The sequence below is a fragment of the Duganella rhizosphaerae genome, assembly GCF_040364205.1.
GTDB lineage: Bacteria > Pseudomonadota > Gammaproteobacteria > Burkholderiales > Burkholderiaceae_D > Rugamonas > Rugamonas rhizosphaerae.
On the sequence record NZ_BPWK01000006.1, the window covers coordinates 259,072 to 275,060 of the forward strand.

11 protein-coding genes are annotated in these 15,989 nt (G+C 65.7%); 6 read left to right on the top strand and 5 right to left on the bottom strand.

Features of this window, described 5'->3' with window-relative positions; all coding sequences use genetic code 11:
- Positions 1–35 precede the first annotated feature (35 nt).
- The 3 genes from RUGAMON1_RS15360 (at position 36) to RUGAMON1_RS15370 (ending at position 6,936) form a co-directional block, all read left to right on the top strand.
- A complete protein-coding gene (locus tag RUGAMON1_RS15360) occupies positions 36–3,599 on the top strand; it encodes a response regulator (protein WP_445231440.1) in 3,564 nt (1,187 codons plus the stop codon).
- Positions 3,600–3,809: 210 nt separating this feature from the next.
- A complete protein-coding gene (locus tag RUGAMON1_RS15365) occupies positions 3,810–6,185 on the top strand; it encodes a catecholate siderophore receptor Fiu (protein WP_445231320.1) in 2,376 nt (791 codons plus the stop codon).
- Positions 6,186–6,255: 70 nt separating this feature from the next.
- Positions 6,256–6,936 carry a Fe2+-dependent dioxygenase gene (locus RUGAMON1_RS15370; RefSeq protein WP_332852656.1) on the top strand — a complete coding sequence of 227 codons (681 nt, stop codon included), beginning with the start codon at positions 6,256–6,258 and terminating at the stop codon, positions 6,934–6,936.
- Position 6,937: 1 nt separating this feature from the next.
- Here the strand turns inward: RUGAMON1_RS15370 and RUGAMON1_RS15375 are convergent, their stop codons facing one another.
- Together RUGAMON1_RS15375 and RUGAMON1_RS15380 are read right to left on the bottom strand one after the other, a co-directional pair.
- On the bottom strand, positions 6,938–7,585 hold the full coding sequence (locus tag RUGAMON1_RS15375) for a TMEM175 family protein (protein ID WP_445231321.1): 648 nt from the start codon (positions 7,583–7,585) through the stop codon (positions 6,938–6,940).
- Positions 7,586–7,648: 63 nt separating this feature from the next.
- Positions 7,649–8,038 (bottom strand): YybH family protein, encoded by a 390-nt coding sequence (locus RUGAMON1_RS15380; RefSeq protein ID WP_445231322.1) that lies wholly within the window; start codon positions 8,036–8,038, stop codon positions 7,649–7,651.
- 108 nt (positions 8,039–8,146) lie between these two features.
- Here RUGAMON1_RS15380 and RUGAMON1_RS15385 point away from each other — a divergent pair, with 108 nt between their 5' ends.
- The 3 genes from RUGAMON1_RS15385 to RUGAMON1_RS15395 all read left to right on the top strand — a co-directional run bounded on the left by RUGAMON1_RS15385 (position 8,147) and on the right by RUGAMON1_RS15395 (position 10,766).
- Entirely contained in the window at positions 8,147–8,650 is a 504-nt protein-coding gene (locus RUGAMON1_RS15385) for a hypothetical protein (RefSeq protein WP_445231323.1), read from the top strand.
- 122 nt (positions 8,651–8,772) lie between these two features.
- Complete coding sequence (locus tag RUGAMON1_RS15390; RefSeq protein ID WP_445231324.1) at positions 8,773–9,510, top strand: hypothetical protein; 738 nt, start codon at positions 8,773–8,775, stop codon at positions 9,508–9,510.
- Positions 9,507–10,766, top strand: a complete 1,260-nt coding sequence (locus RUGAMON1_RS15395) for a hypothetical protein (protein ID WP_445231325.1) — start codon at positions 9,507–9,509, stop codon at positions 10,764–10,766. Before RUGAMON1_RS15390 ends, RUGAMON1_RS15395 begins: the two co-directional genes overlap by 4 nt.
- Before the next feature lie 7 nt (positions 10,767–10,773).
- Here the strand turns inward: RUGAMON1_RS15395 and RUGAMON1_RS15400 are convergent, their stop codons facing one another.
- Genes RUGAMON1_RS15400 through RUGAMON1_RS15410 form a run of 3 tightly spaced genes read right to left on the bottom strand, consistent with a single transcriptional unit; the run spans position 10,774 to position 15,934 of the window.
- Positions 10,774–12,003 (bottom strand): EAL domain-containing response regulator, encoded by a 1,230-nt coding sequence (locus RUGAMON1_RS15400; RefSeq protein WP_445231326.1) that lies wholly within the window; start codon positions 12,001–12,003, stop codon positions 10,774–10,776.
- A 47-nt stretch (positions 12,004–12,050) separates the two neighbouring features.
- On the bottom strand, positions 12,051–13,241 hold the full coding sequence (locus tag RUGAMON1_RS15405) for a response regulator (RefSeq protein ID WP_445231327.1): 1,191 nt from the start codon (positions 13,239–13,241) through the stop codon (positions 12,051–12,053).
- Positions 13,242–13,255: 14 nt separating this feature from the next.
- Positions 13,256–15,934 (bottom strand): PAS domain-containing hybrid sensor histidine kinase/response regulator, encoded by a 2,679-nt coding sequence (locus RUGAMON1_RS15410; RefSeq protein ID WP_445231328.1) that lies wholly within the window; start codon positions 15,932–15,934, stop codon positions 13,256–13,258.
- Between the last annotated feature and the right edge of the window lie 55 nt (positions 15,935–15,989).

The following is a 15,989-nucleotide window of genomic DNA, read 5'->3' on the forward strand; positions in this document are numbered from 1 at the left end:
CCGATACTCAGCCCGACCTCGCCTCCAAGGACGAAATGAAGTCACCCGGCATCAAGGTTAAAGTTGCGCTGGCCACCAGCATCACCTCGGTCCTGATGATCGCGCTGGTGACCGTGGTGCAGACCCACCGCATGCAGGACGACTTCACCAAGGTGCTGTTCACGCAACAGACGGCACTGATCAACCGCACCGCCGAAGAGCTGGACGACAAGCTGATGATGCTGCTCGATATCATCACCGTCTCGGCGCGCAACCAGCCGCCCGCCATCGCCCAATCCCCCAGCCAGCTGCGCGCCTACTACCAGGACCGCGCGGTGCTGGCGCTGTTCGACGACCTGCTGGTGCTCAACCCGCAAGGCACGATCATTGCCGACCTGCCGGAAGTGCCGGCCCGGGTTGGCATCGACGCCGGCGACCGCGACTACTTCAAGACGGTGATGCGCACCCGCAAGCCGATGATCACCGAACCGCTGCTGGGCCGCGCCGGCAAGCAGCCCATCGTGCAGATGGTGGCGCCGGTGCTGGACGCCCACGGCGAGGTGGTGTGCGTGCTGGTGGGCGTGCTGCGGCTGTACAAGGACAATCTGCTGGGCCACCTGCGCAACGCCAAGGTCGGCCGCACCGGCTACTACTTCGCGCTGACCCGCGGCCCGGCGCCGATGTACGTGTTGCATCCCGACCTGAGCCGCATGCTGCAGCCGCGCCAGCCCCACGCCAACCCCGCCACCACGCGCGCGCTGGAGCAGGATTTCGAAGGCACGGTCGACAGCATCAACGGCGCCGGCAAGCGCACCCTCAACAGCTACAAGACGCTGAAGTCGGTGGACTGGGTGCTGGCCGCGTCGCTGCCGGCCGAGGAGGCGTTCGAACCCTTCAACGGCGTGCTGTACCGGCTGGCGCTGTGGAGCGCGCTGGCCTCGCTGGCGGCCGCCGCGCTGATCGGCTGGGTCACCTCGCGGCTGCTGGCGCCGCTGATCCGGCTGCGCGACGCCATCGTCGCGTTGCGCGACCAGCCCGGCAGCTTCACGCCGCTGCCCACCCACTCGCAGGACGAGGTCGGCCAGCTGACCAGCGCCTTCAACGCGCTGATGCACGAACGGCTGGCGGCCGACGCCCGCCTGCAAAGCCTGCTGGAGTTCGCGCCCAACGCCATCGTGGTGGTGGGCGTCGACGGCCGCATCGAAACCTTCAACCGCGAAGGCGAGCGCTGCTTCGGCTACCAGCGTGAGGCGGTGCTGGGCCAGCCGCTGGAGATGCTGGTGCCGGAACATCTGCGCGGCCAGCATGCGGCCCACCGCGTGAAGTTCTTTGCCGACCGCCTCAGCGCCGAGCCGGTGCGCATGGGCGACGGCACGGTGCTGTACGGCCTGCGCCGGGACGGCAGCGAATTCCCGATCGAAGTCAACCTGAGCGCGGTGCGCACCGACCAGGGCACCAAGGTACTGGCGGTGATTTCCGACATCACCGAGCGCCACCGGCTGGGGCTGGAGGTGGAGGCGCGCGCCGCCGAACTGGAGCGCGAACGCGACCGCGCCGAGGCCGCCAACCGCGCCAAGAGCGAGTTCGTGGCCAATATGAGCCACGAAATCCGCACGCCGATGAACGCGGTGCTGGGCATGGTCTACCTGCTCGGCAATACGCCGTTGACGCCGCAGCAGCGCAAATACCTGAGCATGGTGCGGGTGTCGGGCCAGTCGCTGCTGGGCATCCTCAACGACGTGCTGGATTTTTCCAAGATCGAGGCGCGCCACATGGAATTGTCGCCGGTGGAGTTCGCGCTGGACGACACCATGAACTCGCTGGCGACCCTGATGACCATGAACGCCGGCGACAAGGAGCTGGAGCTGGCGATCAGCGTCGACCCGGCGGTGCCGCGCCAGCTGCGCGGCGACGCCATGCGGCTGCAGCAAATCCTGGTCAACCTGGCCGGCAACGCCATCAAGTTCACCGAGCACGGCGAGGTGGTGGTCAGCATCGAGCTCAGCGCCCGCGACGCCGACCACGCGCTGCTGCGCTTCGAGGTGCGCGACACCGGCATGGGCATGACCGAGTCCCAGCTGGCGCAGCTGTTCCAGGCCTTCTCGCAGGGCGACCAGAGCATCACGCGGCGCTTCGGCGGCACCGGCCTGGGGCTGGCCATCACCAAGCGTCTGATCGAGCTGATGGGCGGACAGATCGCCGTCCACAGCGAGCAGGGCCAGGGCACCCGGTTCTGGTTCAGTCTGCCGTTCGAAGTGCTGCCCGAGCTGCCGGACGAGCGCCGCAAGCCGGCGCTGGGCAATCTGCGCCTGCTGGTGGCGGACGACAACCGCACCAGCCGCGAGGTGATCGCCAAGCTGATCCGGGCTTGGGGCTGGCATGCCGACGAGGTCGACTCCGGCGCGGCCGCGCTGCACCGCTACCGCCAGAGCCAGCAGGCCAAGCAGACCTACGACGTGGTGCTGGCCGACTGGCACATGCCCGGCATGGACGGCCTGGCCACGGCCAAGGGCATCCGCGAGGCGGCGGGCGGCGGCAAGCAGCCGATCGTGGTGATGGTCAACGCCTTCGCCCGCGACCATGCGGAGGAAATCTCCAACGCGCCGGAGGCCGACGTGGTGCTGGTCAAGCCGATCACCAGCTCCAACCTGTTCGACGCGCTGCACCAGGCGCTGGCGGCCAAGAGCGACGGCCTGCCGCAGGCGGTGGCCGAGGCAGGCATCGCCGGCAGCCTGGCCGGCCGCCACTTCCTGCTGGTGGAAGACAATGCGCTAAATCAAGTTGTGGCGCGCGGCATCCTCGAACACGCGGGCGCGACGCTGGACGTGGTGGGCGACGGCCGCCAGGCGGTCGACCTGCTGCGCACCGACGCCAGCCGCTACGACCTGGTGCTGATGGACATGCAGATGCCGGTGATGGACGGCTTTACCGCCACCCGCATCCTGCGCCAGCAGCTGGGCCTGACCTTGCCCATCATCGCCATGACGGCCGGCGTGCTGGGTTCCGAGCGCCACCGCAGCGAGGAGGCCGGCATCACCGATTTCATCCCCAAGCCGATCGAGGTCGACGAAATGCTGGCGGTGCTGCAGCGCCACCTGACGGACCGGGCGCCGCCGGTGGCGCCGAGCGCAGACGATTTGCTGGCCGCCATGGCCGCCGCCGCACCTGCGCCTGCCCCGTCGATGCCCGCGCCGGCGTCCGAGCAGGCGCCGCTTCAGCCGCCGCCGACCCCGGTTCCGGCCGCCGCCATGCCGGCCGGCGAGGCCGCCATCTTCAATATGGACAGCCTGATGCGGGTGATGGGCAAGGACCCCAAGGGCCGCGCCGTGATGGTCAAGATGGTGCGCGGCGCGGTCGACACCGGCATGGAACCGGCCGACCTGGCCGGCCAGGCGCTGCAGGAAGGTCGGCTGCGCGACGCCGCCCGCCTGTTCCACAGCCTGCGCGGCGCGGTCGGCGTGCTGGGCGCCAAGCGCCTGATCCAGGCCACCGTCGAGGCCGAAAACGCCATCAACGAACAGCGCGACGACGAGCTCGAACAGCGCTACCAGACCGTCCGCGTCGAGCTGGAACACACGCTGGCGCGCGCCCGCGCCTGGCTCGACGCCGAACAGGCCTGACCTCCCGCCGCTACACCCCCGTCACATTTTGCGTCCCCGGCCCGGGGCGCCGCCGTTTTTCGCATAACGGAACGCTATTGATAATAATTCGCATTTACATATTCTTACTTCATTGTTACAATCCTCCGCATGAAATCGCCATGATCCGGCAGCCAGACGCAAGAAAGCAGCAGCCCAGCGCAGCCAGCCGCCTACATTCTCGGAAGAAAGATGCAAATGATTAAGAGTCGCAAACACGCGCAATCGCGCTTCAACCAACAGATGAGCGCGGCATTGGCCGTGATGCTGCTGCCGGTGGCCGCCCATGCGGCCGACGCCGGCACCGACCCGGTGATCGTGGCCGGCAGCAACCAGACCTTGCAGGAAGTCAAAGTCCGCGGCGACGTCATCAACGACTTCAAGGCCGACAAGGCCTCGTCCGCCAAGTACACCGAGAAACTGGTCGACACCGCCCAGTCGCTGACGGTCATCAAGAAAGAGCTGATCGAGCAGCAGGGCGCCGTCACGCTGACCGAAGCGCTGCGCAACACCCCGGGCGTGGGCGCCTTCTTCCTGGGCGAGAACGGCAGCACCACCACCGGCGACGGCATCTACATGCGCGGCTTCGACGCCTCCGGCAGCATCTACGTGGACGGCGTGCGCGACGTCGGCTCGATCTCGCGCGACACCTTCAACATCGAACAGATCGACGTGCTCAAAGGCCCGGCCGGCACCGACAACGGCCGCAGCTCGCCGACCGGCTCGATCAACCTGGTCAGCAAGCGCCCGCTGATGGAAGACGCCTACATGGGTTCGGTCACGGTCGGCAGCGGCAGCCAGAAGCGCGCCACCGCCGACCTGAACAAGGTGATCAACGCCGACACCGGCACCGCCTTCCGCCTCAACCTGCTCGACCAGGACAGCGGCAATCCGGCGCGCGACGTGGTCAAGAACAAGCGCTGGGCGATCGCGCCGTCGGTGGCCTTCGGCCTCAACGGCCCGACCCGCGTCTACCTGAACTACCTGCACGTCGACCAGGACAACATCCCCGACGGCGGCGTGCTGACCATCGGCCTGCCGGGCTGGACTCCGCCGGCGCCGGTCGTCATCACGGCGGCCACCGCCACCAAGCCGGCCGTGCTGGGACCGAGCTTCGCCTTCATGGCCGGCGCCAAGCCGGTCGATCCGAAGAACTTCTACGGTTCGGTGCTGGACTTCGACAAGGTCAAGGCCGACATGTTCACCGCCCGCATCGAGCACGACTTCGCCGGCGGCGCCAGGCTGCAAAGCACCACCCGCTACGGCCGCACCAAGCAGGACTACCTGCTGACCTCGTTCATGTCGACCGGCGCCAACCTGCGTAACGTCGTGGCCGGCTCCAATCCGGACAGCTGGATGATGGCGCGCACCAACCTGAACTACAAAGACCAGCTGAACGAAATCATCACCAACCAGACCACCGTCACCGCCGACTTCGACGGCGGCGCGCTGAAGCACACGGTCGTCGCCGGTGTCGAGCTGATCAACGAGAAGCAGACCAACTACACCAACGTCAACGCGCCGGGCGCCACCGGCCTGCCGCTGGTCAGCATCTACCATCCGGATTCCAGCCTGCCGGTGACGCCGGCCCAGGTCAGCCTGGTGCGCAACGGCGCCCGCGGCGACGGCAGCACCAGCACCGAAAGCGTGTACGTCTTCGACACCGCCAAGCTGGGCGACAAGTGGATCTTCAACGCCGGCGTGCGTCTGGACCACTACAACACCAGCTACAACGGCGTGACGGTGCAGGCCGCAGCCACGCCGCAGACCATCCCGGTCGGCACCTTGCTGGCCAACTCGCTGACGGCGTCGGACAATCTGCTCAACGGCAAACTGTCGGCGCTGTACAAGCCGACCGCCGACAGCAGCGTCTACGCGCTGGTGGCGACGTCGAAAGCGCCGCCGGGCGGCACCAACTTCACGCTGAGCTCGGCCGCCAACAGCTCGGCCAACCCGAACTACGATCCGCAAATCACCACCAACTACGAGCTCGGCACCAAGTGGGACCTGCTCAAGCAGAAGTTGTCGCTGTCGGCCTCGGCCTACCGCACCGACGTGCGCAACGAGATCGAGGTCGACCCGAACAACGCGGCCAACTTCTACCAGACCGGCAAGAAGCGCGTGCAGGGTATCGAGCTGGGCGTGACCGGCGAACTGATGCGCAACTGGCTGATCAGCGCGGGCTACACCCGCATGTCGACCCAGGTGGTGTCCGGCAAGGTGGTGACCGCCGCCGGCGACAATCTGCTGAGCTACACGCCGAAACAGGCGTTCACGCTGTGGACCTCGTACACGCTGCCGATGGGCCTGCAGATCGGCGGCGGCGCCCGCTTCACCGACAAGCTGATGCGCGGCACCGACGGCGCGGTCGGCACCCCGGCCTATGCCGATTCGTACTGGGTGTATGACGCCATGGCTTCGTACCCGATCAACAAACACGTCGACCTGCGCCTGAACGTCTACAACCTGGCCGACAAGCAGTACGTGCAGGCGATCAACAAGTCGGGCTACCGCTACACCCCGGGCGCGCCGCGCTCGGCCAGCCTGACCGCCAACTTCAAGTTCTAAGCGGCAGCGCCGCTGCCATGCTGGCCCCGCCCATTCCGGCGGGGCTTTTCTTTTTCAAGGAGAGTTTTCCATGATGCTGCACATCCCCGGCGTACTGAGCCGCGAACAGGTGGCCGCCATGCGGCGCCGGCTGGACCAGACCGACTGGGTCGACGGCCGCACGACGGTCGGCGCCCAAGGCGCGCTGGTCAAGCAGAACCGCCAGCTGGCCGAGGGCTCGGCGCTGGCGCAGGAACTGGGCGCGGAGGTGCTGGCGGCGCTGGCGGCCAGTCCGCTGTTCTTTGCGGCGGCGCTGCCGCTGCGCACCTGTCCGCCGCTGTTCAACAGCTACGCCGGCGGCGAGCACTACGGCGCCCATGTCGACGGCGCGCTGCGGCGCGTGGCGGCCACCGGGCAGTGGTTGCGCACCGATGTGTCGTCGACCTTGTTCCTCAGCGATCCCGAGGACTACGACGGCGGCGAGCTGATCGTCACCGACGCGTATGGCGAGCATGAAGTCAAGCTGCCGGCAGGGGACTTGATCGTGTATCCGTCGACCAGCGTGCACCGGGTCGAGCCGGTCACGCGCGGGGCCCGGGTCTGCTCCTTTTTCTGGACCCAGAGCATGGTGCGCGACGACATGCGGCGCAGCCTGCTGCTGGAGCTGGACCAGAACATCCAGAGCCTGCGCGCGCGGCTGGGCGACTGCCCGGAACTGGTCGGCCTGACCGGGCACTACCACAATCTGCTGCGGCAGTGGAGTGAGGTCTAGTTCAGGCGATGGCGGCGGCGCGCGCGTAGCGGCGCTCGATGCGCGCCCCCAGCGGGCGCAGCGTGGACATCAGCACAAACACGAAGTTGGCCTTGCCCGGCGCGACGTAGCCGAGCAGCAGCGCCAGCGTGGCGATCAGCATCACGCCGAAGCCGCGCACCATCGTCGCGCGGTAGGCGCCGAGGTTCATCGGATGCACGCACAGGCCGGGATGGCGGTAGACATGACGCGCCACCAGCAAGGTGGACACGCTGAGCCAGATCATCACGCCGGAATACACCAGCTGTCCCGTCATCGAAGCGAACTGGCCGTTGACCGCCGAGGCGAACGGCAGCAGCGAGGCGCCGGACAGGCTGAGGATGGTCAACCACAGCAGGCCCTGGTCGGCATGCCGCACATAGCTGTACAGGCGATGGTTGGCGATCCAGAAAATCGCCAGCACGAAAAAGCTGATCAGCCACGAGATCAGGTTGGGAATCAGGTCCAGCAGCGCGCCTTGCAGCGCCGCCTCGCTGGCCAGGTGGGCATGTTCGGGCAAGCGCAGATCGATCACCAGCAAGGTCATAGCGACGGCGAAGATGCCGTCCACCAGGGCTTCGATACGGTGTTTGCTCATCTGCGGCTGGCCGTCATGGCTCATATCGGTCATCGGTGATCCTGTTGTTAATTGAACAGCAGCCATTTTTGCCGCGATAGGCGGAATTTGCAACTTTCAGCGCTTGGCCAGGCGGGTCGCGTGGTAGCGGTCGATCCGCCAGATGCCGCCGTCGCGTTTGAAGACCGCCGTCTCCAGAAAACCGTAGGGGGTTTCCGTGCCATCGCTGGCGATCCAGACGGCATCGTTGCTGACCGTGGTCCAGGCGACATCGCCCTGTATCTGCGTGCGAAATCCGTGCAGGCTGGCCCGCTGCCGGCCCAGCGCGGCGCTGGACCTCAGCAGCGCCACGACGGCCGCCTTGTCCAGGATACGGTCCTGCTCGATCATGAGGAATTCAGTCGTCAGCCCGGCGTCGACCGCGCCCCAGTCGTGGAGCTCCAGCGCGCGATGCCAGTCCGTCAGGGCCGCCTCGGCGGCGCGGGTGTCAGATTCCAGGGTCTGCATGATCATCCTCTCTGCAAAATGGGAACAGCATCGGCAAAGGTTAGCATGGACACCAGCGTTCGGCTCGGTTATCGTAGCAAAAGATCAACAACCACTTTAGGGAAAATAATGCGCATTTCGCAGGCAGTACGCTCCGGCTTGACCCTGATCGCCACCCTGCTGTTCGCCGGCTGCGTGGCCATCGTGCCGCAGTCCGGCCCGGCACCCTCCAGCACCGGCGTCAACGGCGGCTCGCCGTTTTGCCAGAGCTCGCCGGACGGCAAGTCGGTGGCCTGCGGCAGCGCCGCCGCCTTCTGCCAGAAATCGTCCGACGGCAGCGCGGTCGCCTGCGGCGGCAAAGCCGCTTTCTGCGAAACCTCGTCCGATGGCAAGCAAGTCGCCTGCGGCGGCGCGGCGGCGTTCTGCGCCAAATCGAAGGATGGCGGCACGGTGGCCTGCGGCGGCGCCGCGCCGTTTTGCGAGAAATCGGCGAACGGCCAGAACGTCGCCTGCGGCGGCAAAGCGCCATTCTGCGAGCACTCGGCCGACGGCCGCAAGGTCGCCTGCGGCGGCGCGGCGCCGTTCTGCCAGGCCTCGCCCGACGCCTCGTCGGTGGCTTGCGGCGGGCAGTAGCGCCGGCCCCGCAGCATCCAGCCCGCCGGCCTGAACCCGCTCAGTGCCGGCGGGTTTTTTTACGCCGCGATGCCGCCATGCGTTATAGTTTCGGCTACTCAATTTTTCAACTATGGATCATCATGGCGGAACAGGAAATAGCGAAGCACACCAAGAAAGTGGTACGACTGTTTGAAAAGAGCGAACACGGCTGGCGCCACAAGCTGGGCGAGATGGCGCTGGAAATCATTACCATCGTATTCGCGGTCAGCCTCAGCATCTGGCTGCACAGCCTGAGCGAGCACCGCCACGAGCAGCAGCAAGTGCGCACCTTCCTGCTGGGACTGCGGCACGACATCGCCAACGACATCCAGGCCACCACACAGATCAGCGCCGCCTACCACAGCTTCGACGCCAACTTCGAATACCTCAGCAAGCTCGATCCGCGCAGCGCGCCCGCGCCGGAAAAGTTTGAGACCAGCTACCGCCTCGCCGACAACAATATCTACTTTAATCCGGTGGTCAGCCGCTATCAGGGATTCAAGTCTTCCGGCAAGCTGACCCATATTGAAAACGAGGAGTTGCTGGAAAAAATACTGCGCCTGTACGAATCCGCCACGGTGGGCATCAAGTCCTCCGAGCGCGGTTGGGCGAACAACCAGGAAAAATTCCGCGCTTACATGGAAAACGACATGGCAGGCGACGACACGCTTGCCGAGCGCTACCGGCTGATGGTGGCCCCCAAGGGCAAGCGCCTGCTGCGCAACCAGATCACCTTTCCCCAGCTGTACGAACGCTACAACGACTATGCGGCGTTGGGCGCCGAAATCATCAAGGAAATCGAGCACGAATATCCGGAAGCGGCCCAGGAGAAAAAATGACGATGCGCGCCTCCGTGATCCTGACGATTTGCCTGTCCGCCGCAGCGGCAGGCGCGCAGGCGCAGCAGTCGCCGCGCCAACTGGCCGGCGACGCAAGAACCGCGCTGGAAAACAACGACTACGCCAAGGCAATCAGCGGCTACCGATCCGCGCTGGACGGCGGCTACCGCGACGCGATGCTGGGCTACTTCCTGGCCAGCGCCTACCTCAAGGCCGGCAACAACGCCGGCGCGCTGGCCACGCTCGAACGCAGCGTCGCCGAGGGCATGCGCATGACCGACAGCTTCGACGACGATCCCATGTACGCACCGCTGCGCAGCGATGCGCGCTGGCCGGCCATCGTCAAGCGCGCCCACGCCAACGAGGACGCCTACCTGGCCGCGCATGCGGACCCGGAAAAATTCAAGTTCATCACCAGCGACATCGACCTGTTCTGGAAAGCGTACGAACAACTGCCGGCATCGGCCGCGCCCGCGCAGCTGCTGGACCGGCAATACCTGGACGCGGGCAGCGTCGGCCTGCAAGGCTTTATTCCGCAGCGCATCGTCAGCGGCGCGCGCCTGTATGCCACCATCGGCAAGCGGCCCAAATACTACGCCGCGATCCGTCCGTTCACCTTGCAAACCGGCCAGGCCGAGCCCGCAGTGCGCGCCGCGATGCGCAAGTTCAAAGGCCTGTACGACAAGGCGACCTTCCCCGACGTCTACTTCCTGATCGGTAATATGAACTCCGGCGGCACCGCCTCGCCGGACGGCCTGCTGATCGCCGCCGAGATGTACGGCGGCGTGCCAGGCGTGCCGACCGACGAACTGACGCCGTGGCTCAAGAGCGTGATCAACCCGCCGGCCTTGCTGCCGTCGCTGGTGACGCACGAGCTGATGCACTTCCAGCAGAGACTGTCGCCTGAGACCTTGCTGGGCCACAGCATCAAGGAAGGGGGCGCCGATTTCCTGGCTTCGCTGGTGGTCAAGGGCAACTTCAACCAGCGCCTCTACGCCTACGGCTACGCGCACGAGGCCGAACTCAAGCGGGAATTCTTCGCCGACATGCGCGGCAGCGACCTGAGCCACTGGCTGTACGGCGGCGAGAACGAAGCGACCGGGCGGCCGGCCGACCTGGGCTACTTCATGGGCTTCCGCATCTGCCAGGCCTACTACCAGAACGCCAAGGACAAGAAGCAGGCGATCATCGAGATCCTCAACGCCAGGGACTTCGAGCGCCTGCTGGCCGACAGCGGCTACCAACGGCCGCAATAACGGCGCCTTACGTCAGCAGGGCGGTCGCGTCGACGATCGCCAGGCCCGGCAATGACGAGTATGCGCGCACCCAGGCCTCCACTTGCGTAGCCGCCATGGGCCGGGCAAAGAAGTAGCCTTGTGCCTGATCGCAGCAGGTCGACCTCAGAAAATCAGCGTCGTCGCTGTCTTCAACGCCTTCAGCCACCGTTTCCATGCCCAGCTGCCTGGCCAATCCGAGGCTGGCCTGAAAAATGGCGCGCAGTGTTTCGTTATGGCGCGCGCCATGGACAAAGCCGCGGTCTATCTTCAGTTCGTCGAAAGGCAGATCACGCAACTGGGCCAGCGACGAGTGACCGGTGCCGAAATCGTCGATGGACAAGCGGAACCGCCTCAAGCGCAAGCGGGTCAGAATTTCAAGTGGCGCGCGCAGGTCTTTCATCAGCTGGCTTTCCGTCACCTCCAATATGATGGAGGCAGGTTGCAATCCCTTCAAACGAGCCTGCTCTGAGACAAAATCGGGAAAGTCCAATGCGGTCAGGTTATCCATGGACACATTGACGGCGACACTCAGCTCCAACCCCGCCGCACGCCAGGTTGCGGCGTCGGTGAAAGCCTGCACCAGCACGGCGCGTGTCAAGGCGTCAATCAGACCGTATGATTCCGCCTCGGGGATAAATTGTTCCGGGTAGACCAGCCCGTCCAATGGGTGTCGCCAGCGAACCAGGGTTTCAACCCCAGTGACCTGACCGGTGGACAGAGATACCTTGGGCTGGTAATGATTAATCAGTTCGCCGTTTTGTATGCCCTGATGCAGTTCGACGGCGCCATAGCTCTTGCGGGCCGCCGGCCGCCAGATGCTGTTGGCGGTGTCCGCCTTGTTCAGGGCGGCGTCGAGCAGGGGGGGTGAAACCGGTTTGCTAAAACTGCCCAGCACGTCAATCCGGTGCGCCTTGACCAGCGCATGGGCCGACTTCAGGATGCGCTCGCTCTCCCCGCTGACCAAAATGAGGCAGCCTGTGTAACCACGATCCACAAGCTCGCGCACGAACTCGACGCCATCCATGCCAGGCATATTGAGATCGACAAGTATCACCGACGGCGAGGTGCGGGCGTCATCCAGCGTGCCCAGGGCTTCCTGGCCGCTGGCGCAGGTCGCCACCTGTTGAAAGCCGAGGTTGGCCAGCACGGTCGCGTGCAGATTGCGCGTGAAAGCGTCATCGTCCAGCACAACAATTTTGCAGGTGGTCCGGTCCATCGTGTCACTCCCCCGTTAAGCTTGCAGCGTTGATCATGCGGGTACCCTCAGCTGGCCTGCAGCGCTTTCGCTTCCACTCCGGTGGACAGGCGCGAAACCTTGGAATGCAGCCTGTCGCGGTCGAACGGTTTGACGGCAAAGTCAGCCGCCCCGGACTTGAGGCACTGCACCACCACCGCCCCCTCGCTCTTGGCCGACATCATCATGACCGGCACTCTGGCAAGCTGCGGTATGAAGCGTATGCGCTTCAACGTCTCCAGACCGTCCATGTCCGGCATCATTACGTCCATCAGGATGAGGTCGGGCCGATCCTTGCGCACACTGCTCAAGGCTTCGGCGCCACTGGCGGCGAAAACCAGCCGGTAGCTCTGATTGCCCAGGATGGTGGCGATGATCTTGTGCTGGAAGTCGTCGTCGTCCACGACCAGCACGACCGGCTTGACCTTTTCCGCCATGGCCGAGAGCGCGCGCACCGATTCCAGCGGCGCCGCGCATTGACTGGTCAGGTTTTTTGTCCATTGGCCGATCGGTCGCACCGAGTCGCGCACGCTGTTGAAGCGCGCGGCGATGTCTTCTTCCTTGAAACGCGCCAGTTCGCGCTCCATGGTTTCCACCGTATCGACCGGTACCGCATGGCTAGTTGCCGCCTGGCTCAGTTGCCGCGACCAGCCGTCCACCACGGCATTGATCTCACGCTCGGCGTGCTCGACCGCCTGCTCGGTGACGCTGACTTGATTCAAGCCGGCCGCCATGTACTGCTGCAGCAAGCCTTCAAGCTCGCCCAGGCGCCGCGCCTGGGCGGCGAATTCCGCCAGCGAAGGACCGTCGTTGTTAAATTTGCTCAGCTCGCGATACGCCAGGTGTATCGCCATGGACAGGCGCGGCGCGTCGTAGTTCATCGGCCAGAACAGCACGTAGTCGTCAAAATGCTGCTGCAGGCACAACTTGGCGACACGATGAACATCGTCCTTGCCGCACAGGATGATGGTGCGGTGCGGTTGCAGGCTCAATCTGGCGCAGTGGCGGTAAAGGCCGAGGTAAAACCGCTCGGCCGATTCCAGCGTCTTGAAGGCCAGCACCAGGACGTCGGGCAGGTGTTGCTCGAAGTCGGCGGCGGCCTTTCCCTCGACGGTGGAAGTGCTGATCCGGCTGAAGTCCTTCGCCAGAAGCCGCTTCACGAGATCGGCATCGGAGGCATTGTCGGAGGCGACCAGAATGCTAGGATTGATGGTGTGCATGATTTTGAATGACATCAGGTTTGTGGTTCGTCGCCAGCCGCCAACACGCCGGCCAGATAGCTGTCCACCAGCTGCATTTCGGTCTGAAAACAACTCCATGCCCTGGCCAGATCGTCCGCGGCGTCGGCAGTGCCCGCCCGTTCGATGTCCTCGCAATGGTCGGCCAGCCTGAGGGCGCCCACGCTGCGCGCCGACGACTTCAGGTTGTGAGCGCCGGCGGCGGCCTTGCACAGGTCGCCCTGTGCGCGGGCATCGCCAATCTCGCTGGCAATCTTGGTCGCGCTGGCGCGGAAATGATGCAGGAAATCCCTGACAACCCCGGCGTCCATCCCCACCATTTTGCGCAACACGTCAACGTCCACCGGAAGGGCGCTATCCTGCGGCAGGTCGGGGCCGGCCTGGACCGCCATGTGGCCGGGCGCCTTGGGCAGCCAGCTCTCCAGCATGGTCTGCAATTCGGCAAGGGGGGCGGGCTTGCTCATGAAGTCGTTCATGCCGGCCGCCTTACAGCGCTCGCGCTCGTCTTTCAGCGCGTTGGCCGTCAGCGCGATGATCGGGAAATGCCGCCCGGGGGATTCCGCAGCGCGTATGGCGGCTGTCAGTTGGTAACCGTTCATCGCGGGCATGTGCAGGTCCGTGAGCAGCAAGGAGTAGTCACCACTGAGCCAGCGGGCCAGCGCTTGCTCCCCGTCGCGCGTCAAGTCGGCGGCAAAACCCAGCAGGGTCAGTTGTTGTTCGATGACCTTCTGGTTGATGTCGTTGTCCTCGGCCACCAGAATCAAGCGCCCCTCACGGCGCGCTTGTTCGCGTGTAGGCGCCTCGAGTGGCTCTGGCAACGGCGCCGGGGATGCAAGGCCGCTGTCGTGCTCGGTGGCGCGTCCGGCAGCGATGGCCACCGCGCGCAACAAGCCGTCGCGGGTGAGTACGTTGGCATCCACCGACACGCGGTCGGCGTCTATGCTCTGGGGATGGCGATTCGGGCCGTGGCCGATGACCACGAAACGGACATCCACTTCCGGGCGGGTGCGCGCCACCGCCCGCAGCTGCTCCAGCGAGATCGGCGCCTCCGCGTTGGTATTGACGATCCAGACCCACAGTCCGGCCGACAGCGTGGGCAGCAAGGCTTGCGCAGCCGCGAGGCCAGACGCCTGGCTGGTATGGGCGCCGGCGTCGGTCAGATAGGCCCGGAAGCCGTCGGACAAGGCATCGCCATCGCCGATGAGCAGGCACGACAGCCCCGCCAGCGCATCTAGTCCGGCATGTTCGTCGGGCTCCGGGCCCAACGCGAATGGCAGGCGCACGGAAAAGGTGGAGCCGTTGCCGGGCGCGCTATGGACCGTGATGGCGCCGCCCATCAACTCCACCAGGCTATGGGCGATGGCCAGGCCCAGTCCGGAACCGCCATAGCGCCGGGTGGTGGAGACATCGGCCTGGGTAAAGGCGGCGAACAGGCGGGAAATGGTTTCCTGCGTCATGCCTATGCCGTTGTCCACCACCTGGAATTCGACGTCCACCCGCCCGGGCTCGCGCGCCACCAGCATGGCCCGCACCGCCACGTGGCCCGCATTGACCGTGCCGGCGGAAAATTTGATGGCGTTGTTGATCAGGTTGATCAGCACCTGGCGCAGCCGCAGCTGATCGCCCAGCACCTGGCGCGGAATGGCCGGGTCGATGAACAAGGTCAGCTCCACACGCTGCTTTTCCGCCAGGCAGTTGAGCATGGCGCAGACTTTTTCCACCACGTCGGCCACGGCGATGGGCTCGCTCTCGGTTTCCAGCCGCCCCGCTTCGATCTTGGAGAAATCGAGGATGTCGTCGATGACGCCTAGCAGCGAGAACGCCGATTCGCGGATCAGATCGACCATGGCCAGCTGGTGCGCCTTCAGCCTGGAGCGCGCCAGCAGATCGATCATGCAGATCACGCCATTCATCGGCGTGCGGATTTCATGGCTCATGGCGGCGAAAAAATCCGACTTGGCCTGGGCCGTGCGGCGCTCACGCAGGTCGTCCATGCAGACATGGGCGAACATCTCGCCGTCGCTGCTGACCAGGCTGACGGAGACATCGACCGGAATTTCCTGACCATCGTTGTGGCGCACGCCGCTCTCGAAGCGCAGCGAACCGCGTTCGCGCAACTGCTGCCAGCGTTGCGGCCAGCGCGTCTCCTCGCCTGGGGTGTCGAGATCGCTCATGCGCATCCGCAGCACCTGCCGGCGATCCAGGCCCAGCAGCCGACAGGCGGCGGCGTTGGCGTCGTGAAAGGCGCCGTCGGGCCCCACCAGGAATAGCGCATCGTTGGCTTGTTCGACGGCATGGCGGGTGAGCAGCAGTTGGCGCTGCGCCTGCTCGCGCTCGCTCACGTCGCAGGCAGAAGGGATCAGCCACTGTACGCGCCCGTCGGGGCCATGCAGCGGCTGCAGCGAGAAGTCCATGGCGAGCGTGTGGCCGCCGCTGGTGGTGATGCGGGCGTCGAAACGCACGGACTCGCCGCGCGACGCCGTTGCCAGCGCCTCTTGCAGTCGCCGCCGCGACGCCTCGCAGCCCCGCCACCAGGGCGTCGCGTCGAAGCGCTGGCCGAGCACCTGCTCCGGCGTGCTGCCGATGCTCCGCAGCGACGCATGATTGGCGTAGCGCAGGACGCCGTCGGCGTCGAGCAGCCCGGCGAACACCGATGGTCCGAGTCGATCCAGCACGTCGCGCAGCGCGCGCTCGGCGGCCGGTGGCACATCGCCGGGCGCGAGCAGGGGC